We start from the raw sequence: 21,534 nt of genomic DNA, 5'->3' as shown, positions 1-21,534 counted from the left end.
ACGGGCGCCACCGGACCGAACCACTGAGGAACAAATGGCTGATCACCCTTTTCGCGAAAAAAGATTCCAAACCTGCGTCATAAATTCCGGGTCCGGCCACTGTGTCTATATGGTCGGAAATATTTATGCTCGCGGGGAAGCCGGTAATGGCGCCTAGTACTACCTCTTCAATGGCCGACGCTGTTAGCGACAGTGAAATAATCGCCATGGTCCGCGGTGGAAACCTGGATGCGTATGACGGGCTGTACGCTCGCCATGTTTCCATCGCTTCTACCGTTGCCCGCAGGAACGTTGACAACCTCAGCGATGCCGACGACGTCGTCGCCGAAGCATTCCGGTCGGTCCTGCAGAGCCTGGTCGAGGGCAAGGGGCCTGAGCAATTCTTCCGTGGGTACCTGTTGTCCACGGTGACCAGGCTTTCCCATCATAGGAACCGGAATGCCCGCCGCGCCCTGCCGACCGCCGACGAGGCTGTTCTTGACCACAAAATGACACCCGGGGATCCGGTCGTCCAGGCTTTCGAATCCCATACCGTGGCCCGTGCCTTCCGATCACTGCCGGAACGATGGCAATCGGCCCTGTGGTACCTGGACGTGGAACGGATGAAGCCCGCCGTCGTCGCTCCGATCCTCGGGCTCTCGCCCAACGCTGTCTCCGCACTGGGCGTGCGCGCGAGGGAAGGATTGCGCAAACAGTATTTGCAGATGCACGTCAGCGAGATTCCGCAAGGCGCCTGCACGAAAGTCGTACCCCAGCTCGGATCCTATGTTCGCGGGGGCTTGTCCAAACACGCCGAGGCAAAGGTCCGGGATCACCTTGACGAGTGCGCCAAGTGCACGGCCGTGCTGCTGGAGCTCAGGGACGTGCAGGCAACCATGCGGGCCGTGCTCCTGCCATTGATGACAGGCGTCCCGCTGGCAGCATGGGGAAGCGGCGCCTCGGGGCTGGGCATTGCAGGGCAGTTTGCGACACCGGCGCCGGCACGAGGGCCCGCGCCAGCCAGCACACCATTACCCATTGCCGTTCCCGTGCGGACCCCGGCTCCCACGCCGACGCCGACGCCGACGGCAAATCGCGGGAAGATCAGCGGTACAGCGAGTCGGACAGACACGGGTGCGGACCCCACGACGGCGACGCTCGAGACCGTCTTCACCCTGTCCCGAGGAATCGGGAATGCCACAGCCGACTTCTCGATCAACGCGCCCGGCACAATTTCAAGCGGATCCATTACTGCCCCCTCGGGCTGGAGTTGCTCGGCGAAGCCACTGGATCCTTCCGGCATCAGTTGCACCACAAATTCGGCACAACCCGGCGAACTGACCTTCCGGCTCAACGTCACCACCGTGAACCAGGGCGTCCACACCTTGACGTATGGCCTGAGTGGAACCGGGATTGCAACGAGCACATTCCGCTACGACTTCTGACAGATCAATCGGCCCGAATTAGACCCTGACGCGCGGAACACCAAGCTGAGGGAAGACCACCGCCCCGTCGTCGGGCTCGAAGATGTGAGCTAGCGTCGGCGAAAACACCCCCAAAAGTGAGCGGGGGTCCGGACTAGGCCTACGCCGGCGGGGCGGTGGATTCGCGGACCACAAGGTGCGTGGCGAGTTCCACGCGCCGCGAGTCCAATGCGTCACCGCGCATTTGGCGGAGCACGAAGCGCAGGGCGGCACGGCCCATCTCCTGCAGCGGCTGGGATACGGACGTCAGCGGCGGCACCGATTCCTCTGCTTGGTAGGTTCCGTCGAATCCCACCACGCTGATGTCCTCCGGGATGCGGATCTTTTGCCGCCGCGCCTCGGCGAGCACACCCAGGGCGATGCTGTCGCTTGCGGCAAAGATGGCCGTTGGGCGCTCTTCGAGTTGAAGCAGGGTTTTCATTCCCGCCACCCCGTTCTCGGAGCGGAAGGGCCCTGACAGGATGTAACGCTCCTCGACGGGCACACCATTCGCCATCAGCGCCGCCATGTAGCCGTGGAGACGGGCCTGGTTGCACTCGGCGCCTTCCGGGCCACCCAGGTAGGCGATCCGGCGGTGCCCCAGATCCAACAGGTGCGCCGTGGCGGCCTTGCCCCCGGCCCAGTTGCTGGCACCGACGCTGACCACGTCACCCGGCGGCGGGTTGAGCGGGTCGATGACCACGATGGGTATCTGGCGCCGTCGAAATGGATCCAGCTGGGCCGAACTGAACGCCGAGGTCACCACGATCATGCCGCTGCGGCCTTCGTCGACGATCCGCTGCGCCCGCTGCTCGAGGCTCAGCTTCGACGCCGACTGCTGGCCGGTGATGTTGAGCAGGACTTCGACGTCGGAGGCGGCCGCGTGCTCCAACACGCCGTTGAGCACTTCCACCCCATACGCCGAATTCAAGGTGTCGAACACAACCTCCACCACGGGCCGGCGGCCGGCGGTGTTCTTTCGCTGAAGCGGCGACTTGTATCCCGTCCGCTCCAAGGCGGTCAGAACTTTGGCGCGCGTGTCAGCCGCAACATCCTCGCGCCCATTGACCACCTTCGAGACGGTCGGCATCGAGACGCCCGCTTCCCGGGCAATGGCGGCCAATGTCACCTTGGCGGAACTTTCACTGCTGGCCATGGATCCTCAACTCTTTCGAAATATTTCGCTGACACAAGTGTGGGCGGCGAGGCAAGCAGAGTCAATCGCCATTTCGTAAAAGAGTTGAACTTTATGCCCGAATCGCCTTGACGGTGACCCAGACCACAGCTAAATTTGCCTAACGGACCGAAAAGATTATCGAAATATTTCGAAGATTCGGATCAAGCATATTCAGCGGCAGTGCAGCCTCGCTCCCCGAAGGCCGGACTCCCGAAACCAATAGCCGGGCAATCAGCGTCGAGCCCGGAGGACGAATGGAATTGCAAATGGTAAAACTCACGTTGCGCACGGCAGCGATCGCCGTCACTGCCGCGGCCGTATCGATCTCCCTCGCAGCCTGCGGATCAAGTGGACCGGCAAGTTCGGCAGGAAACGCCGATTCGGCCACCATGTGGGGCCTCACGGGCGGTAACCAGCCCGTACTCCAGAAGTCCATCGATGCATGGAACAAAGCCCACCCGGACGAGGCCGTCAAGCTCGACTTCTTCGCGAACGACGCGTACAAGACCAAAGTGCGCACCGCCGTCGGCGCCGGCCAAGGACCCACCTTCATTTACGGTTGGGGCGGTGGCGTGCTGAAGTCCTATGTCGACGCCGGCCAGGTGGCCGACCTGTCGGACTTCGTATCGTCAAACCCGGATGTCAAGAGCCGCTACCTGCCGTCCGTGCTCAAGAACGGCGTGATCGACGGCAAGACGTATGCCCTGCCCAACAACAACGTGCAGCCCGTCGTCCTGTACTACAACAAGGAAGTCTTCGATAAGATCGGCGCCCAGGCCCCCAAGACCTGGGATGAACTCATGGCCCTGGTGCCGAAGTTCAAGGCTGCAGGCATCGCTCCCTTCTCCCTGGGCGGCCAGTCCAAGTGGCCTGACCTGATGTGGCTCGAATACCTGGTGGAGCGCATCGGCGGACCCGAGGTCTTCGCGAACATCGCCGCCAACAAGCCCGGCGCCTGGTCCGACCCCGCCGTCAAGGCAGCCCTCAGCAAGATCCAGGACCTGGTGGACGCCGGCGGATTCGCCAACGGATTCTCCTCCATTGCCGCCGACAGCAACGCGGACCAGGCCCTCCTTTACACCGGCAAGGCCGCCATGATCCTGCAGGGTGGCTGGATCTACCAGAGCATGAAGAAGGACGCCGCGGACTTCGTCAAGAACGGCAAGCTGGGCTACGTCACCTTCCCCACCGTGTCCGGTGGCAAGGGCGATCCTGCCAACGTCGTGGGCAACCCTTCCAACTTCTGGTCGATCTCTTCCAAGGCCACTGACAGCCAGAAGAAGGCGGCGCTCGACTACGTCAAGAGCGGAATGTTCACCGACGCCGACACCCAGTCCTTGATCGACTCCGGAGCGGTTCCCGTGACCACGGGCATCGAAAGCAAGCTGGCCGCATCACCGGACAAGGATTTCCTGAGCTACGTGTACGGCATGGCCAAGAACGCACCGAGCTTCACCCTCTCCTGGGACCAGGCCCTCAGCCCCGCCCAGGGAGACGCCATGTTGGCGAACCTGGACCAGATCTTCCTGAAGAAGATCAGCCCCGATCAGTTCGTCTCAACCATGAACGCCACGATCGGAAAGTAACCAGTGTCTACCTCAACCGGTTCTTCCCGGCGGGTCCTTGAAAAGGGCCCGTCGGGGTGGCTGGCCGCACCAGCCCTTGTCTTCTTCCTCCTCTTCGCCATCATCCCGCTCTTCGGCGTGCTCTTCCTCAGCTTCACCAAATGGGACGGGCTGGGCGAAATCAAACTGGACGGCTTGTCGAGCTGGACCACGGTCCTGACCGATCCCGTCACCGGCAATGCGCTGTGGGTCACGGCCAAGATCATGTTCTTCTCGTTCATCGTCCAAGCCCCCATCAGCTTGCTCCTCGGAGTTTTCACGTCCGCGTCCCAGAAATACCGCGCGGCCCTCGCAGTCCTCTACTTCGTGCCGCTGCTGCTGTCCTCCGCGGCCGTCGCGATCGCATACAAGGCCCTCTTGGACCCGAACTTCGGACTCGGTCCGGGCTTGGGCCTTCCATTCCTCGCCCAGGACTGGCTCGGCAACTCGGATCTGGTGCTGTTCGTCGTCGTCTTCGTCATCGCCTGGCAGTTTGTCCCGTTCCACACACTCATCTACCAAGGCGGCGTGCGCCAGATCCCGGCGTCGCTGTATGAAGCGGCCCAAATCGACGGCGCGGGGCGCATCCAGCAGTTCTTCGCCATTACCTTGCCCCAGTTGAAATACACCATCATCACGTCCTCGACCCTTATGGTGGTCGGCTCACTGGCCTACTTCGATCTCGTCTTCGTCCTCACCGGCGGAGGCCCCGGCTATTCCACGCGGCTGCTACCGCTGCACATGTACCTGACCGGCTTCAAGGCCAACGACATGGGAGCGGCGAGCGCCCTCGGCGTCATCCTCGTGGTGATCGGCCTTGCACTGGCCCTGCTCCTGCAAAGACTCGGTGGCAAGAACCGCAACGCAAGCCAATTGGAAGGTGCCTGATGGCTTCCACAACCCAGATTCCCGCACCGCCGGCAAGGCCCAACGCGCCAAGCAACAAGCAAGGCCACAAACATGGCGAGCGAGCAAAAGGCGCCAAGGGCCCCGGCCGGCTCCGTCCCAACTACCTGGGCGGCCTGGGCGGCTGGCTTTGGCTGGCGATCATCATCGTTCCCATCTACTACGTGGTGGTGACCAGCCTGAAGAACCAGGCCGGGTTCTTCACCTCGAACCCGATGATGCCGCCCACCGAGCCGACCCTGGACAACTACAAGCTGGTCCTGGACAACGACTTCGCCATGTACTTCTTCAACAGCCTGATCGTCACAGTGGGCAGTGTTGTACCTGCACTCCTGGTCTCGTTCATGGCCGCCTACGCGATCGTCCGGGGGAAGGGCCGGTTCCTGACGTGGACGAACAACACGTTCCTCTTGGGCCTGGCGATTCCCTTGCACGCCACGATCATTCCCATCTATTGGATGATCACCAAAGCGCATCTCTATGACACCTTGTTGGCGCTGATCTTGCCCTCCATTGCCTTCGCGATTCCCATTTCCGTCCTCATCCTGAGCAACTTCATGCGCGATGTACCCAACGAGTTGTTCGAGTCCATGCGGCTCGATGGTTGCTCGGACTGGGCCATGATGTGGCGGCTCGCGCTGCCCATGACGCGCCCCGCCGTCGTGACCGTGGGCATCTACAACGCGCTCGGCGTCTGGAACGGCTTCCTGTTCCCGCTGATCCTGACCCAGAGCCCGTCCACCCGCGTGCTTCCGCTGTCCTTGTGGACCTTCCAGGGCGAATTCAGCGTGAACATCCCCGCCGTGTTGGCTTCCGTGGTGCTCGCCACCTTGCCGCTGCTGGTCATCTATGTGGTGGCTCGCCGCCAGCTGCTCAGCGGGTTGACCGCAGGATTCAGCAAATAGCCAACGCTCTTTGAAAGCACGAAAGGAAACACAATGACTACCGCAAAGCCCTTGCGGGTCGGCATGGTCGGCTACGCGTTCATGGGCGCCGCCCACTCCCACGCTTGGCGGACAGCGCCGCGGTTCTTCGATCTCCCGCTTGACCCCCAGCTCACCGCACTGTGCGGCCGGAACGACGACGGCGTCCGCGCCGCCGCGGGCAAGCTCGGCTGGGGATCGGTGGAGACTGATTGGCGCCGGCTCCTCGAGCGGGACGACATCGACCTGATCGACATCTGCACCCCGGGCAATACGCACGCCGAGATCGCGATCGCAGCCCTCGAAGCGGGCAAGCACGTGCTCTGCGAGAAACCCCTCGCCAATTCTGTGGCGGAGGCGGAGCGCATGACCGAAGCCGCCCAGGCCGCGGCAGAACGCGGAGTGTTCTCGATGTGCGGCTTCAGCTACCGCCGCACCCCTGCTTTGGCGCTGGCCAAGCGGATGGTCGAAGAGGGCCGGCTCGGAAACATCCGGCACGTGCGGGCGCAGTACCTGCAGGACTGGCTTAGCGACGAAAACGCGCCCATGACCTGGCGGCTGGACAAGTCCAAGTCCGGATCGGGCTCCTTGGGCGACATCGGAGCGCACAGCATCGACGCTGCGCAGTGGGTCACCGGGCAGCAGATCACGGGCGTTTCCGCACTCCTGGAAACCTTCGTCCACGAACGTCCGCTGGCCGGTGACCTCGTCGGGTTGGGCGGCCATGGCGATGTCGGCGCGGATGCGCCGCGCGGCGCGGTCACGGTCGATGACGCCGCCATTTTCACCGCCCGCTTTTCTGGCGACGGGCTCGACGGCGGCACTACTTCCGCGGGCGCCGTCGGGGTCTTCGAGGCCACGCGGTTCGCGCTGGGACGCAAGAACGCCATGCGCCTGGAAGTCAACGGGACCAAGGCCTCCCTCGCGTTCGACTTCGAAGAGATGAACGTCCTGTCCTTCTACGACGCCGCGGAATCCCCCGACGCCGGATTCCGCCGGATCTTCGTGACGGAGCCCGAACACCCCTACGTCGGCAACTGGTGGCCCACCGGGCATGGCCTCGGATACGAGCACGGCTTCACGCACCAAGTGGTGGACCTCGTGAGCGCGATCGGCGCAGGCGAGCAGCCCTCGCCGTCGTTCGCTGATGCCCTGCAGGTGCAAAAAGTGCTGGCCGCCGTGGAAGGCAGCGCCGCAGAGTCCAGCCGCTGGCAGAAAGTCTAGGAGGGAACACCGATGACAAGACCCATCACACTGTTCACCGGCCAATGGGCCGATCTGCCCTTCGAAGAGGTCGCCCGGCTCGCGGGCGAATGGGGCTTCGACGGGCTCGAAATCGCCTGCTGGGGCGACCACCTGGACCCCCACCGGGCCTCCATCGACGACAGCTATGTCCAGGAACGCCTCGACATCCTGGAGAAGAACGGCCTCAAGGTCTTTGCGATCGCCAACCATCTCACCGGCCAAGCCGTGTGCGACGACCCCATCGATGAGCGCCACCGGGACATCCTCTCCGACGAGGTTTGGGGCAATGGCGATCCTGAAGGAGTCCGCCAACGCGCTGCCGAGGCCATGAAGGACACGGCACGGGCCGCGGCACGCCTCGGCGTCAAGACCGTCACGGGATTCACGGGCTCCTCCATCTGGAAGGCAGTGGCCATGTTCCCGCCCGCCTCGGAGGCGATGATCGAGCGTGGCTACCAGGATTTCGCGGACCGCTGGAACCCGATCCTCGACGTGTTCGACGAAGTCGGGGTCCGCTTCGCCCTGGAAGTCCACCCCTCCGAGATCGCCTACGACTACTGGACCGCGAAACGTGCCCTGGAAGCCGTGGGGCATCGCGAGAGCTTCGGGCTGAACTTCGATCCATCCCACTTCATCTGGCAGGACCTGGACCCCGTCATGTTCCTCCAGGATTTCGCGGACAAGATCTTCCACGTGCACGTTAAGGAATCCATCCGCCAGCTCAACGGACGCAACGGCCGGCTCGGCTCCCACTTGCCATGGGCGGATCCGCGCCGGGGCTGGGACTTCGTCACCGCAGGCCATGGCGACGTGAAATGGGAGCCGATCTTCCGCACCCTCAATGCCATCGGCTACGAGGGGCCAACCAGCGTCGAGTGGGAAGACGCGGGCATGGACCGACTCGTGGGAGCACCGCAATCCTTGGCCATGGTCCGGGAACTCGCCGCCATCGCCCCGCCGGTCGCCGCTTTCGACGCGGCCTTCTCAAGCCGCTAACCATTTCATTTTCGGCTCTCCGGCCGTATTTCTCAGCAAAGGAAACCATGACTGACAAGAAGACCGCCCTGGTGGTCCGTGGCGGCTGGGATGGCCACCAGCCATTCGAAGCCACAGAACTCTTTATCCCCTTCCTCAAGGAGAACGGCTACGACGTCCGCGTGGAGGAATCCCCCAAGGTATATGCCGATTCGGCATATATGGCCGGCGTGGACCTGATCGTGCAATGCATGACCATGTCCACCATCGAGAAGGACGAATTCGAGGGGCTCCGTACCGCCGTCGAAAACGGCACGGGACTTGCCGGCTGGCACGGCGGCATCGCCGATTCCTACCGGAACAACTCGGACTACCTGCACATGATCGGCGGCCAGTTCGCCTGCCACCCCGGCAAACATCCCGACGAACGCATCGGCGAACAGTCGGACAACTACGTGCCGTACAGCGTCAACATGCTCCCGGCTGCCGCGAGCCACCCCATCACCCAGGGAATCGGCGACTTCGAGCTGGTCACCGAGCAGTACTGGGTCCTGTCTGACGACTACATCGACGTCCTCGCCACCACCACCCAGAAGGTCCGCGACTGGGACCAATGGAACCGGGAGGTCACCTCCCCTGCGATCTGGACCCGGCAGTGGGCCGAAGGACGGATCTTCGTCTGCACCCCGGGACACCGCGTGGAAATCCTCCAGGACAGCAACGTCCGCACCATCATCGAAAGGGGCATGCTGTGGGCAAGCCGCTAAGAGTAGGCATCATCGGCTGTGGCGCCATCATCGCCCAGTACCTCAAGAACTTCCGCCGGCTGGACGACATTGACCTGGTAGCCGTCGCGGACCTCGATCCCGCGCGCGCACAAGCGGTCGCGGATTCTTACGACGGCGTCCGCGCGGTGACCGTCGACGAGCTCCTGGCGGCGGACGACGTCGAGCTCGTACTCAACCTCACCATTCCGGCCGCGCATGCGCCGATCGCATTGAGGGCCATCGCCGCCGGCAAGAGTGTCTATGGTGAGAAGCCGCTCGCTGCGACAACCGCCGAGGCACGGCAAGTGCTCGACGCGGCGCGGGAGGCCGGCGTCGTGGTCGGCTGCGCGCCGGATACGGTGCTCGGCACCGGGATCCAGACTGCCCGCAAAGCGATCGACGACGGCCTGATCGGTGCGCCGATCTCGGCCACGGCAACCATGGTGACACCGGGACACGAGCGCTGGCATCCCAACCCGGACTTCTACTACCAGCCCGGCGGCGGACCGCTGCTGGACATGGGTCCCTACTACGTGAGCGCCCTGGTCACGCTATTGGGCCCGGTGGTCTCGGTCATTGGTGCCGCAAGCCACACACGGGACACGCGCACCATTGGTTCGGGACCGCGGGAGGGCGAGGTGATTCCGGTGACCATCGATTCGCACGTGACCGGGGTCCTGGTCCACGCCTCCGGCGCCCTGTCCACGCTGGTGATGAGCTTCGACGCGGTGAAGACCAAGTCGGCCAACATCGAGATCCACGGTTCGGCGGGATCTCTTGTTGTTCCTGATCCGAACCACTTCGACGGCGACGTCCAGCTCTTTACGCTTGGCGCCGACTCCTGGCAGACCCTTCCGATCTCGGCCGGCTACATCGATTCGGGCAGGGGCTTCGGCATCGCCGACCTCGCCTCAACCCCGGCCGGGGTCGAACCACGTGCTGGCGGCCAACTGGCGTTCCATGCGCTTGAGGTCATGGAATCTGTGCTGGCATCTGCCCACAGTGGTTCAGCGGTCTCGATCGAAAGCACGGTTGCGCGGCCGGCCCTCGTGGAACTGACAGCCTTGGCGGCCCCGCTCGCGGAAGTTCAGGGAATCAGTTCATAGGCCTGGCTCAATATTCTCCGGACTGCGGTTGCAGCGGCGCCCCTGAGGGCCCCCGTCTGCCCCAGTCCGGAGAACGCCAGGTTTCCTTCCGGGATCAGTCCCGGTGCGTGGTGGTCCAAGCTCCGGCGCAGCGCAGGAGCGATCCACTCCTCGAGTACGGCGAAATGACCGCCGAGCACGACGGCGGAAATGTTCGCCACCCGCGCCGTCGAGGCTATCGCGATTCCTAGGTAGTGCCCGGCCTGTTCCACCGCTGAAACCGCGCTCCAATCTCCGTCGGCAAGGCGGCTCAGCAGGTATTCCATGTGCTTTGTAGCCACATCCTGATGTATTCCGGCTGCAGAATATATGGCGTCTTGGCCCGCGAACGTCTCAAGGCAACCGTGACCGCCGCAGGCGCACAACGGGCCGTCGGGATGCACCACCACATGCCCGATCTCACCGGCATGGCCGTGCGGACCGGCGAAAAGCCGGGAATCTATGACCAGCCCTCCACCGACGCCCACTTCGCCGGAAATGTAGAGGAAGTCAGGGAAGCGGTCGCCGTGGCCAAACCAGAGTTCCGCGAGCGCGGCGCCATTGGCCTCGTTGGAGAGGGTCACTCCGAAGGGGGCTGCGGGCAGGAGCCTGGGCAGCTCTTCGGAGAGTCCGACGTCGGCCCAGCCCAGGTTCGGCGCGGCCAGCACCACGTTGCGTTCCGTATCCACCAATCCCGGCACGGTCAGTTCCCCGCCAAGAAGTTCGACGCCGTCGTCGGCCGCCTGTGTTGCCGCCCGCTGCGCCATGGCGACGAGGAGCGGCAGGATGTCGGAGGGCAGGCTTCCGCGGTTATGCCTTTCGACCGTTTCGTGGAAGGCCAGTTCCCCTGCGAAGTCCAGGACTCCCACCGCGAGGTAGTCCACATTGATTTCCGCGGCCAAAGCGCCGCGGGCCGGATTGAGGACGAGACCGGTTCCGGGCCGTCCGCGTTCGCCGTCTCGGGTGATACTTGTTTCCCGCACCAGGCCGGATTCAAGCAAGTCGGTGACGATGCTCGAAACGGATGCTTTCGTGAGACCGCTTTCCGCGGCAAGCTGGGCACGCGTGGCCCCGCTGTTCCCCTGTATCCCGGCGAGGACGAGCGCAAGGTTCTGCCTGCGGACATCGCCCACTCTTCCCGGCGACGGCGTGGCGGGCATGTTTCCTCCAGGATCCTGTTTTGACTGCGTGACTTACATCATCATTCAGGGATCGGAGGTTGCTGGCTATTTGGACCGTGCTGTGCGGCGCTGGTCACTTGCCGAGGTGCTGCCTGCCCCTAGTTCCCCGGGTAGCTGATTCCCGCTTGCCTGCGTGCTTCATCCAGCAGGGACATGGTGGTCAGGGTATCCGCCAACGGCATCGTGGGGCACTCGAGCAGGCCCAGCTGCAGGCAACGAATCACTTCGCGCAACTGGTAGGTGTAGCCATGGCCGACCGGGGTGAATTTCTCCAGCCGTTGCTCGCCGGAGCTGGAGGTGATGGTCAACTCCGTCGGATTGAACAGCGGTGCGTTGGATCGGAGCATCCCCTTCGTGCCGCATATGGTGGCCGTTTGGGGGGTGGCCGAGGTCAAAGAGGTCATGGCCTGGACCTGCGCCCCGGAAGGATAGGACAGTGTCAGTGCGGTCTCGGAATCCACTCCGCCGTCAGTCAGATGCGCCGTGGCCGTCAACGATTCCGGGCGTCCTAGGCTGATCAGCGCCCATGTCAGGGGATAGACACCAACGTCCATCAGGGCACCTCCCCCGTCGTCGAGCCTCCACAGCCGGGATTCTGGATTGTACGGCGCCGGAAACCCGAGGTCAGCTTGCAGCCACCGGATCTCGCCGAGTTCGCCGGATGCGATGATTTCCGCCGCCCGTTGCACGCTGGGCAGGAACCGGGTCCACACTGCTTCCATCAGGAACAGGCTTTTCTCCCGGGCCAGCCGAACCAGGACCTCTGCTTCACGGGCGTTGATGGTCAGCGGCTTCTCGCACAACACGTGCTTCCCCGCTTCGAGGGCCGCCTTCGCCGCCGAGAAATGACTCGTGTGAGGGGTTGCCACATACACGACGTCCACCGCGGGATCCTGGAGGAGCCGCTGGTACCCCGGAAGCCCGCCGTCGTCGCCGTAGGCGCTCTGGAAGCCGTGCTCGGAAGCAAACGCGTCCGCGTTTTCTTGGGTCCGGGAACTGACGGACTGCAAAACGGCGTCGGGAAGGAGCGCGAGGTCGCTGACGACCGTGGAGGCGATCCGTCCGGTGGAAATGACTCCCCACCGGACGGGACTGCCCGATGCGGGCACCGGATCCTGGTTCAGGGAATCAAGAAGCGGTGTCCTGATGAGCAGCGATTCAGTTGCCGGCGTCAACGCGGGCACTGACCTTCCTGTAGTTCTGCCCGATCGAATCCCGGAAGTCCGGCTCGGGTGTGGCGTCGAGGGCCACGGGCCAATCCGGGCGGTAGCCTGCGAGCGCCCACGCCGCCTGCACGGCTGCACCGCGGGCAACGTATTCGCCCGGGCTCGGAATCACGACAGGCAGGTCGAATACCTGAGCCGCTATCCGTTGCACGGCAGGATTCTGTACCGCGCCCCCGATCAACTGCAACCGTTCCGCACGGACACCCTGGTCACGCAGCGCGTCCAGGCCTCCGGCGAGTCCACACAGCATGCCTTCGATGGCGGCCCGGGCGATATTCGGCCGGGTGGTGGAGGCAATGCTGAGGCCGTGGAAGCTGGCCTTCGCGTACGGCAGGTTGGGAGTCCGTTCCCCTTCGAAATACGGCACCAGCACCACGCCTCCTGAGCCAGGCTCGGCTTCAAGGGCGAGCCTGGACAGCCCGTCGAAGTCGACGTCGAGCACCGCGGCTACCGAGCTGAGCACGCGGGCGGCGTTCAAGGTCACTGCGATGGGCAAATACTCGCCGCTCGCATCGGCGAAGCCCGCCACGGTCCCGCTCGCATCATGTCCGGGTGAAGAGTCGACGGCGAACACGGTGCCGCTGGTGCCCACGGACACGACGACGTCGCCGGGTTTGGCTCCGAGCCCAAGCGCGGCGGCGGCATTGTCCCCCGCCCCGACGCCGAGCAGGATCCCGCCGCCCAACGCTTCGCTTGCGCCAGGGCCCCCGAAACACGCCGGGTGCACGCGGCCCGCGGTTTCGCCCGGACCTAGCACCCGGGGAAGAACGACGACGCCGGGCGCCGCCGTCGTCGTCCCGCCCGAGGCTTCCCGGGCGTCCTGACCGAACGCCAGTTTGAACAAGTCCAGATCGTAGCGTCCGGTCAGCGGGCTCCAATAGCCGGTGCCGCTGGCGTCCGAACGGTCAGTGGTGAGTTCGTCCAGGTCCGGCCCCAGCGGGCTGGAGCCCGCCGGACCGTAACCGCGGAGACGCCACGTGAGCCAGTCGTGGGGGAGCGCGACGGCGGCCACCCGAGCCATGCTTTCGGGTTCGTGGTCCCTAATCCAGCGGATTTTCGTGATCGTGAACGAAGCCACCGGAACCAGGCCGGTCCGCCGGGCGAAGTCCTCCGCCCCCACTTCGGCGGTGAGATCTTCCGCCGAGCCGGCCGAGCGAGTGTCATTCCACAGCAGCGCCGGCCGCACCACATTGCCCTCGAGGTCCAGCAGCACCATCCCGTGCTGCTGGCCCCCTACGGACAGTGCGCTGACATCGGCCAGGCCGCCGGCGTCGCCGAACGCTTCGGACAGCGCCCGCCACCACTCGTCCGGATGGACTTCCGTTCCATCCGGGTGGCTCGCGCGGCCCGCACGCACGAGCGCACCGCTTTCCGCGTCCAAGACCACCACTTTGCAGCTTTGGGTAGAGGAATCAACCCCGGCAACCAGTGTCATGAGGTCAGCGCGCTCCGAGGAGGTGCTCGATGAAGAGCTGCTGGAGCTTCACGAACCCAAAGCCCTTGCCGCCGAAGTAGGCATCGGCGTCGAAGTCCTCGTAAGCGGACTTGTCCGCACGCAACTGCTCGTAACCTTCGCCCGGGTTCAGGGTGGGTTCGTTGATTTCTGCCACGCGGGACGCCTGGAGGGCTTCCTGGACCTCGGGGTCGGCGCGGAATGCCTTGGCGCGCTCCTTGAGCAGCAGGTAGGTCTGCATGTTCGCGGCCGCAGAGTCCCACACGCCGTCGATGTCCTCGGTGCGGCTGGGCTTGTAGTCGAAGTGGCGCGGACCGTCGTAGGCGGGGCCGCCGTCGGGACCGCCGTTTTCGAGCAAGTCCACCAAGGAGAAAGCGTTCTGCAGGTCACCGTGGCCGAACACCAGGTCCTGGTCGAACTTGATGCTGCGCTGGCCGTTGAGGTCGATATGGAAGAGCTTGCCCTGGTACAGGGCCTGGGCGATGCCGTGCGTGAAGTTCAGGCCCGCCATCTGCTCGTGGCCGGTCTCGGGGTTGATGCCCACGAGCTCCGGGCGTTCCAGGGTTTCGATGAAGGCTAGGGCGTGGCCCAGGGTGGGGAGCAGGATGTCGCCGCGGGGTTCGTTCGGTTTCGGTTCAATCGCGAAGCGGATGTTGTACCCCTTGTCCGTGACGTAATCGCCTAGCAAATTCACGGCCTCGCGATAGCGTTCCAGCGCGCCGCGGATGTCCTTGGCGGCATCGTACTCGCTGCCTTCGCGGCCGCCCCACATGACGAACGTTTCAGCGCCGAGTTCGGCGGCGAGATCGATGTTGTCCAGCACCTTGCGCAGGGCAAAGCGGCGGACGCCGCGATCGTTGCTCGTGAAACCGCCGTCCTTGAAGACGGGGTGGCTGAACAGGTTGGTGGTGACCATGGGAACGATCATCCCCGTGGCTTTGAGCGCACCCTGCAAGCGGTCGATTTCGCGTTGGCGATCGGCAGCCGAGCAGCCGAAGGGGAACAGGTCATTGTCGTGGAAAGTGATGCCGTAGGCGCCAAGGTCGCTGAGTCGGTTGACGGCTTCCACGGTGTCCAGGGGAGGGCGGGTGGCCGAACCGAACTGGTCCTGCGCCTCCCAACCGACGGTCCAAAGACCGAACGAGAACTTGTCTTCACGGGTGGGCTGAATCGTCATTGAGTGCTCCGGGTAGTCGAAAGGGGTTTGTTTCGCTATCCAACATATTATGAATTCCTGTGATGTCAACCACGTGAAGCCAACAAAGTTTTTTCATCCCCTCAAGGAAAAGTCCGGAAAAGATCTGGCGCATGGGCCATCCAGCCGTTATGTTGTTGTGGACATCAAATAAGGCCGTCGAGCCCTCGAACGAAGGATTCAACCGTGACTGATCAGCTGGTGGCGGAACGCAACTGGGCAGGAAACTACAGCTACCTGGCACCGCAACTCGCCCATCCCGCCAGCGTGGAGGAACTGCAAGGTCTCGTGGCAGGCGCCCAGAAGGTCCGTGCGCTTGGCTCCAGGCATTCCTTCAACTCCATCGCGGACACGGCCGGTACCCTCGTGGTGCTGGACCAGCTGGATCCGGGCATCAGCGTGGATGCGGCGAACATGACCGTCACCGTGAGCGGAGGCACGCGGTACGGGACCCTGGCGGCAGAACTCCAGCGCCAAGGCTTCGCCCTTCACAACCTCGCCTCGCTCCCCCACATTTCGGTGGCAGGAGCTGTCTCCACCGCCACGCACGGCTCCGGTGATGCCAACGGCAACCTTGCCAGCGCCGTCGCGGGCCTTGAGCTGGTCACGGCGGACGGCAGCATTCTCAGCGTGCGCCGCGGCGACGAGGATTTCGACGGAATGGTGGTGGGACTCGGCGCACTCGGCATCGTCACCAAATTGACCCTGGACATCCATCCAACCTTTGACGTCGCCCAGAGCGTGTTCGAAAACCTCAACTGGGACCTCGTCCTGGAAAACTTCGACCGGATAACCTCCTCGGCGTATAGCGTCAGCCTGTTCACCGATTGGAGCGGAGAGACGGTGGGCCAGGCGTGGCTCAAGAGGCGCGGCGGCGATGCGGCCGTGGAAACGTCGGATTTCTTCGGCGGCACCCCGGCAACAGAAGCCCGGCACCCACTTCCCGGCGTGTCGGGCAGCAACTGCACGCAGCAGCTCGGCATGGCCGGGCCGTGGTCCGACCGGCTGGCCCATTTCAGGATGGAATTCACACCGAGCCAAGGCGACGAGTTGCAGAGCGAGTACCTCATCCCCCGTGAACACGCCGTGGACGCCCTCCGCACCATGCGCCGGCTCTCCGACGTCGTGACTCCCCTGCTGCTGGTTGGCGAAATCCGCACGGTGGCCGCCGACCAGCTCTGGCTGAGCGCCAACTACGGCCGCGACGGCATCGGCTTGCACTTCACGTGGCGCCAGGACCAGCCGGCCGTCGAAGCCATCCTGCGGCTGCTTGAGGCGGAACTGGCTCCGTTCGCGGCGAGGCCGCACTGGGGCAAGCTGTTCGACGCCGGTGCTGCCGCCGTCGCGCCCTTGTACCCTCGCTTCAACGACTTCATCGCCCTGGCTGAACGCCTCGATCCGTCCGGAAAGTTCCGCAACGACTTCCTGGACCGAACGGTGTTTGGGAGCTGATATTGTCGCGATGATGCCCTCCCCCACCCGAAATCCCGTCACCGCCAGCGAGCCCGATCCGTCACGGCGAAACAACCTGGCGCTGCTGACCTCCCTTGTCCACCACAACGGTGTGCTCAGCCGTGCCCAGCTGACCAAGCGGACGGGCCTGAACAGGTCCACGGTAGGGGCGTTGATAGGGCAACTCGTGAACTTGGAAGTGGTGTATGAGACGGCGCCCTCCGGCGAAGCGCAGGTGGGCAGGCCCAGCCCGATCGTCCATCCCCGGCCGTCCATAGCTGCCCTTGCGGTCAACCCGGAGATCGATGCTGTCACCATCGGTCTTGTGGGCCTCGGGGGGAAGGTCCAGAAGAAGATCCGTTTCGACACCGAGCGGATCCCGACGGCCAAAGAAGCCGTGAACATCGCGGCGGCCGTCATCGAGGGAATGCGGTCGGAGCTCGACACGTCGTACCAGGTCATGGGCGTGGGCATCGCAGTGCCCGGGCTCGTCAACCGCGGCGACGGCGTGGTCCGGCACGCCCCGCATCTGGGCTGGCGCGATGAACCTATAGCCCGAATGCTCGGCGAAGCTACCGGATACCCCTGCCACGCGGCCAACGACGCATCGCTCGGCGCCGAGGGCGAACTCCTCTTCGGCGCCGGCGCGGGCCAAAGGAACCTGATCTTCCTCAACGGTGGCGCCAGCGGCATCGGCGGCGGAATCATCGCTGACGGGGAATTGCTTCGCGGGACATCCGGCTACGCCGGGGAACTTGGACATACCTTTGTCCGCTCGACCGGCAAACCTTGCCATTGCGGGGCCGCAGGCTGCCTCGAGACCGAAGTCTCGCAGTCCTCGCTTTTTGAACTGGCCGGGATCGGCGGTGGGGATGCGGGTGAACTCGAGCAAGCGCTTCGCCGGAACAGCAGCGAAGCGGTGGGCGCCGAAGTGGCACGCCAGCTTGAATATCTTGGCATCGCCTTGCGGAATGCGGTGAACATTTTCAACCCTGAAGCGATCGTCCTGGATGGCTTTCTCGGCGTCTTGCACGCCCTGTCTCCCGGGACATTGGACAGCTCGCTGCGATCCCAGGCGATGGACGGACCGGCTGGCCAGGTAAAGATCTACCGGGCCGCCCTCGGCTCGGATCTCATGATGATCGGAGCCGCGGAACTGGCCTTCGCACAGTTCCTCGCGGATCCGGCCGGCGCCTTAGCTGCGCTTCCTCTTAGTAAGGTCGACTATGTCTACTGACAATTCGCCCATGGGCGAACATTTCGAACTCACGGCCAGCATCGGCGGCCGCATCCAGCGCGCCGTCGTCACGGAAATCGCCGCCAGCCTGCGGGAGCTCGCCGTCGACGGCGTGGCCCTGGTCCAGGACTATCCCGCCGATGCCCAACCGCCATGGTGCGCGGGCTGGGTCCTGGTCCCGTGGCCCAACCGGGTGGCTGGCGGCACATGGAGCGACGACGGCGTCACCCAACAACTCGATATCACCGAACCGGACAACGGCAATGCTTTGCATGGATTGCTGACGCACACTCCATACGGGGTCAGTGCCCGGACCGCTGACAGCATTACGCTCGACGCCGGCATCTCGCCGCAAGCTGGGTACCCCTTCGAGCTGTCGACGTCGGTCCGTTATCAACTCGTGGAGGACGGGCTGCTTGTCACCCACCGCCTGGAAAACACGGGCCACCGGTCCGCGCCCGTCGCGCTCGGCGCCCATCCTTTCCTCCGGCTGGGCAGCGTGCCGACGGACGAACTCACGCTCTATATCAACGCCGCTACCCACATCGAGGTGGACGAACGCCTGAACCCCAGCGGAATCACCACGGACGTCGCCGGAACCACGAACGACTTCCGCACAGGCCAGCTGGTTGGTTCAGTTGACCTCGACGACGCCTGGAGCGATGTCCACCGCGAGGACGACGGAAGCTCGGTGCACTACCTCGAAGCGCCCGACGGCAGCCAAGTCCAAATGTTCATGGATGCCTCCTTCGGCTACGTCCAGGCCTTCACCACCACGGACTTCGCCACCGACGGCGGTATGGTGACCGCCGTCGCGGTTGAACCGATGACTGCGCCCGCCGATGCCTTCAACAGTGGCGAAGGCCTGCGCTGGCTGGAACCCGGGGAGGCCTGGGAGCCCAGCTGGGGCATCCGGTACGTGACGACGCGCGAGTAGCCAGCCGCGCGTCGCCGGCTACTTCCCCGTCGGCCACCCCGTGTACGACTCCGCAAGGTAGGCACGGGCGTGCCGGGACGAGACCACGGAGTGGAGCTCGCCGAGCTGGCGGGCCCGGCCGAAATCGTCCGAACCGGGAACGGTGTGCAACATGGACGTCATCCAGTAGGAGAAGTGCTGGGCTTTCCAGACGCGTTCCAGGGCGCGGTCGCTGTAGGACTCGAGCAGGCCGTTGGAACCGTTCGAGTAGAAGGACTCCAGGCCTTCGAAGAGCACTTTGACGTCGTGCAGTGCCAAATTGAGGCCCTTGGCACCGGTCGGGGGGACGGTGTGGGCGGCGTCGCCGGCCAGGAACAGGTTCCCGTGGCGCATCGGAGTGTGGACGAAGCTGCGGAACGGCAGGACCATCTTCTCCAGGACCGGGCCCTCCTTGAGCTCAAAGCCGTTCCCGTTGACGCGTTTGCGGAATTCGGACCAGATGCGCTCGTCGTCCCAGTCGGCCACGTTTTCTTTGGGGTCGCACTGGAAGTACATGCGCTGCACGTTCTCGGTGCGCTGGCTGATCAGGGCGAAGCCGTTCGCGGAGTTGGCGTAGATCAGTTCGTCCGAGCTGCGCGGGGCCTGGGCGAGGATGCCGAACCAGGCGAAGGGGTATTCGTGGAAGTACCATTTCCGGTTGGCCTCGGGGATCTGGAAGCGGCAGTGGCTTCGGGAACCATCGGCACCCACCAGGAAGTCCGCCTGGATCTCGAATTCCTGGCCCTCGGCGTCGGTGAACCAGACTTTCGGCCTGCCTTCGAGGTCATGGACGGTGGTGTCCGTGACGCTGTACCGGACGTCGCCGCCGTCGTCCTTGCGCCGTGCTGCAAGGTCGAGGAAAACGTCCGTCTGCGGGTACAGCCAGACTGATTCCCCCACGAGCCCGTTGAAGTCGATCCGGTGGCTTTCGCCGTTGAAGCGCAGTTCGATCCCGTCGTGCCTGTCGCCGTCGCGCAGCACGCGGTCCGAAACCCCGCTGTCCACGAGCAGGTTCACGGAGCCGTGTTCCAGGATGCCCGCGCGGACCGTTTCGGCGATCTGCTGGTGGCTGCGGACCTCGATGACGGTGGATTCGATCCCCGATTTTGCCAGCAGGTGGGAAAGCATGAGGCCGGCCGGGCCGGCGCCCATGATGGCCACTTGGGTGGTGATGATCTTGCGTGCCATGGTGTTCCTCGCTTCATTGCGGAACCGCGCCTAAGGGCCGCGGTGGTTCTGCTGATCAGTGTGACCCCCGCCGCATCGTCGGCGTTAGACGAATTCCGTTCAACGGAAAACCCTTAATTGTTCCGCTGCTCCCCGAGCTGGCGCCCGATTCCGCGGGCCGCCGTCTGCAGCGCCGGCACCAACGCCTGCAGGCGCATTTCGGCGAGGGGAACCACGACGCCGAGCGCCGCCACCGTGCGCCGCTTGCCGTCCGCGACCGGCACCGCGATTCCCCAAGTGTCCGGATCCACGACGCCCGCGAGCTGCGCGTACCCCTGCTGGGCGGTTTCAGCCAAAAGGTGACGGACGACGTCGGCCGTCACCTTTCCAGCTGGGTCGCTGAACTGTTTGAGGTAATCGGCCTGCTTTTCCCGCGGCTGGCTGGCCATTAACGCCAGCCCGACCGAAGAAATGTGAACGGGCATCCGGCCGGCAACGCGGGCACGGTTGGCCACGGATCCCCGGCGGGACAGCCGCTCCACGAACAACGCCTCCCAACCATCGAGCACGGCAAGGTTCACGTTCTGGTTCAGGACCTGCTGGATATCCTCCATGAATGGCAGGGCCGCTTGCCGGAGGGCCAAGGTGGGTGAATTCCGGTTGACGAGTTCCCATAACCGCAGGCCCAGGCGGACATCTCCGCCGGCAGCCAGATCCAGGAGACCGTGGTCGGCGAGCTGCCGGACCAGGCGATGGGCACTCGTGAGCGGCAAGCCGGCAGTCTCCGCGAGTTCGGAAAGCCGCAGTGACGTGGATCCTTCGGGGAATGCCTCGATAATCCGGACGATGCGGTCCACGACGGAATCACCGGATGCCGAGTTGGCCACTGCGCTTTCCCCATTTCCCACGGATTCCATTCAATGGTGGGCTCAAGTTTACTGCGGTTCAGCGGGATCCGCAGGGGCATGCTTGGTTTCCCGGCGCGAAATCTCCAAGCCGATCGCGTCGTAGTGCGCCAGCACTACCGGCGAGGCGGATGTACCGGGCTGGTCCAGCAGGCCAAACGCGAAATCGCTGGCAGCAAGAAGTTCTTCATCGGAGCATTTGTCCAGCGGTTGGAGTCCCGCCGCGTCGATTGAGGCTGCGAATTCGCCGGTGATTTCAATCGATTTCGTTCCCGCCGCGGCCCCGAAACCGGGACTGGCAGGCTTGTCCGTGAATTCCAGGGAAACGCCGGATCCGGTGGGCAGGCCAACTTCGGTGGCTCCGCCGTCGATCGCATTGAGATCGTTGCGGAGTCCCGCTAGTGCCTGCGATTCGACAATCGCGGCGTGCGAAAAGCCGACTCTGATGTGGGAGGTGATGCCCATTCGGCGAATCCGGCGAACAATGTGAACCAGCGCGGAGCGGGAGTCCTGATTCAGGCTCCCCCGCACGTCGATCTCGACAGCGTCGGTGGAAACATCAAACTTTACAAGGGCGTGCAATCTACGGTCCATAGGTAC

Annotated in this window: 19 protein-coding genes; 11 read left to right on the top strand and 8 right to left on the bottom strand. The window is 64.2% G+C overall.

Features of this window, described 5'->3' with window-relative positions; translation table 11 throughout:
* Positions 1 to 170: 170 nt before the first annotated feature.
* Positions 171 to 1,424 carry a zf-HC2 domain-containing protein gene (locus tag AC3WJU_RS03225; protein WP_492259101.1) on the top strand — a complete coding sequence of 418 codons (1,254 nt, stop codon included), beginning with the start codon at positions 171 to 173 and terminating at the stop codon, positions 1,422 to 1,424.
* A 139-nt stretch (positions 1,425 to 1,563) separates the two neighbouring features.
* Here the strand turns inward: AC3WJU_RS03225 and AC3WJU_RS03220 are convergent, their stop codons facing one another.
* Entirely contained in the window at positions 1,564 to 2,598 is a 1,035-nt protein-coding gene (locus tag AC3WJU_RS03220; RefSeq protein ID WP_284988916.1) for a LacI family DNA-binding transcriptional regulator, read from the bottom strand.
* 287 nt (positions 2,599 to 2,885) lie between these two features.
* Between AC3WJU_RS03220 and AC3WJU_RS03215 the strand changes: the two genes are divergently transcribed.
* From AC3WJU_RS03215 to AC3WJU_RS03185, 7 genes are read left to right on the top strand one after another with little or no spacing between them, the layout of a single operon-like run.
* A complete protein-coding gene (locus AC3WJU_RS03215) occupies positions 2,886 to 4,205 on the top strand; it encodes an extracellular solute-binding protein (RefSeq protein ID WP_059388771.1) in 1,320 nt (439 codons plus the stop codon).
* A gap of 3 nt (positions 4,206 to 4,208) precedes the next feature.
* Positions 4,209 to 5,111: a carbohydrate ABC transporter permease gene (locus tag AC3WJU_RS03210; protein WP_492259100.1), complete on the top strand. Its 903-nt coding sequence runs from the start codon at positions 4,209 to 4,211 to the stop codon at positions 5,109 to 5,111.
* Positions 5,111 to 6,034, top strand: a complete 924-nt coding sequence (locus tag AC3WJU_RS03205) for a carbohydrate ABC transporter permease (protein WP_306964519.1) — start codon at positions 5,111 to 5,113, stop codon at positions 6,032 to 6,034. The genes AC3WJU_RS03210 and AC3WJU_RS03205 overlap by 1 nt, the downstream gene beginning before the upstream one ends.
* 33 nt (positions 6,035 to 6,067) lie before the next feature.
* Entirely contained in the window at positions 6,068 to 7,276 is a 1,209-nt protein-coding gene (locus AC3WJU_RS03200; RefSeq protein WP_441433008.1) for a Gfo/Idh/MocA family protein, read from the top strand.
* Positions 7,277 to 7,288: 12 nt separating this feature from the next.
* Positions 7,289 to 8,293, top strand: coding sequence for a sugar phosphate isomerase/epimerase family protein (locus AC3WJU_RS03195; protein ID WP_441433007.1), 1,005 nt, complete (start codon positions 7,289 to 7,291; stop codon positions 8,291 to 8,293).
* A gap of 47 nt (positions 8,294 to 8,340) precedes the next feature.
* Positions 8,341 to 9,039: a ThuA domain-containing protein gene (locus AC3WJU_RS03190; RefSeq protein ID WP_441433006.1), complete on the top strand. Its 699-nt coding sequence runs from the start codon at positions 8,341 to 8,343 to the stop codon at positions 9,037 to 9,039.
* Complete coding sequence (locus AC3WJU_RS03185; RefSeq protein WP_307053180.1) at positions 9,024 to 10,145, top strand: Gfo/Idh/MocA family protein; 1,122 nt, start codon at positions 9,024 to 9,026, stop codon at positions 10,143 to 10,145. Before AC3WJU_RS03190 ends, AC3WJU_RS03185 begins: the two co-directional genes overlap by 16 nt.
* Here AC3WJU_RS03185 and AC3WJU_RS03180 read toward each other — a convergent pair.
* From AC3WJU_RS03180 to xylA, 4 genes are all read right to left on the bottom strand, one after another.
* On the bottom strand, positions 10,127 to 11,323 hold the full coding sequence (locus AC3WJU_RS03180; RefSeq protein WP_492259099.1) for an ROK family transcriptional regulator: 1,197 nt from the start codon (positions 11,321 to 11,323) through the stop codon (positions 10,127 to 10,129). The genes AC3WJU_RS03185 and AC3WJU_RS03180 overlap by 19 nt on opposite strands.
* Positions 11,324 to 11,442: 119 nt before the next feature.
* The gene (locus AC3WJU_RS03175) at positions 11,443 to 12,528 is read right to left on the bottom strand and encodes a Gfo/Idh/MocA family protein (RefSeq protein WP_492259098.1); all 1,086 of its coding nucleotides are present in this window, start codon (positions 12,526 to 12,528) and stop codon (positions 11,443 to 11,445) included.
* A complete protein-coding gene (gene xylB, locus AC3WJU_RS03170; RefSeq protein WP_492259097.1) occupies positions 12,503 to 14,005 on the bottom strand; it encodes a xylulokinase in 1,503 nt (500 codons plus the stop codon). The genes AC3WJU_RS03175 and xylB overlap by 26 nt, the downstream gene beginning before the upstream one ends.
* A 4-nt stretch (positions 14,006 to 14,009) precedes the next feature.
* A complete protein-coding gene (xylA, locus tag AC3WJU_RS03165) occupies positions 14,010 to 15,200 on the bottom strand; it encodes a xylose isomerase (protein WP_307053176.1) in 1,191 nt (396 codons plus the stop codon).
* Positions 15,201 to 15,404: 204 nt separating this feature from the next.
* Between xylA and AC3WJU_RS03160 the strand changes: the two genes are divergently transcribed.
* From AC3WJU_RS03160 to AC3WJU_RS03150, 3 genes are read left to right on the top strand one after another with little or no spacing between them, the layout of a single operon-like run.
* Entirely contained in the window at positions 15,405 to 16,670 is a 1,266-nt protein-coding gene (locus AC3WJU_RS03160) for an FAD-binding protein (protein ID WP_492259096.1), read from the top strand.
* A 10-nt stretch (positions 16,671 to 16,680) separates the two neighbouring features.
* Positions 16,681 to 17,907: an ROK family protein gene (locus AC3WJU_RS03155; RefSeq protein WP_059388778.1), complete on the top strand. Its 1,227-nt coding sequence runs from the start codon at positions 16,681 to 16,683 to the stop codon at positions 17,905 to 17,907.
* A 10-nt stretch (positions 17,908 to 17,917) separates the two neighbouring features.
* Positions 17,918 to 18,844 (top strand): aldose 1-epimerase family protein, encoded by a 927-nt coding sequence (locus AC3WJU_RS03150; RefSeq protein WP_492259095.1) that lies wholly within the window; start codon positions 17,918 to 17,920, stop codon positions 18,842 to 18,844.
* An 18-nt stretch (positions 18,845 to 18,862) separates the two neighbouring features.
* On the opposite strand, the gene AC3WJU_RS03145 is transcribed toward AC3WJU_RS03150, so the two are convergent.
* The 3 genes from AC3WJU_RS03145 to AC3WJU_RS03135 form a co-directional block, all read right to left on the bottom strand.
* Positions 18,863 to 20,050 carry a 4-hydroxybenzoate 3-monooxygenase gene (locus AC3WJU_RS03145; protein ID WP_492259094.1) on the bottom strand — a complete coding sequence of 396 codons (1,188 nt, stop codon included), beginning with the start codon at positions 20,048 to 20,050 and terminating at the stop codon, positions 18,863 to 18,865.
* 113 nt (positions 20,051 to 20,163) lie between these two features.
* Entirely contained in the window at positions 20,164 to 20,916 is a 753-nt protein-coding gene (locus tag AC3WJU_RS03140; RefSeq protein ID WP_492259173.1) for an IclR family transcriptional regulator, read from the bottom strand.
* A gap of 48 nt (positions 20,917 to 20,964) precedes the next feature.
* Positions 20,965 to 21,528, bottom strand: a complete 564-nt coding sequence (locus AC3WJU_RS03135; protein ID WP_059388779.1) for a hypothetical protein — start codon at positions 21,526 to 21,528, stop codon at positions 20,965 to 20,967.
* Between the last annotated feature and the right edge of the window lie 6 nt (positions 21,529 to 21,534).

The organism is Arthrobacter sp. FW306-1B-F12A (assembly GCF_058781865.1).
The sequence above is the reverse complement of the archived record's forward strand: the minus strand, read 5'-3'. Positions and strand labels throughout refer to the sequence as shown.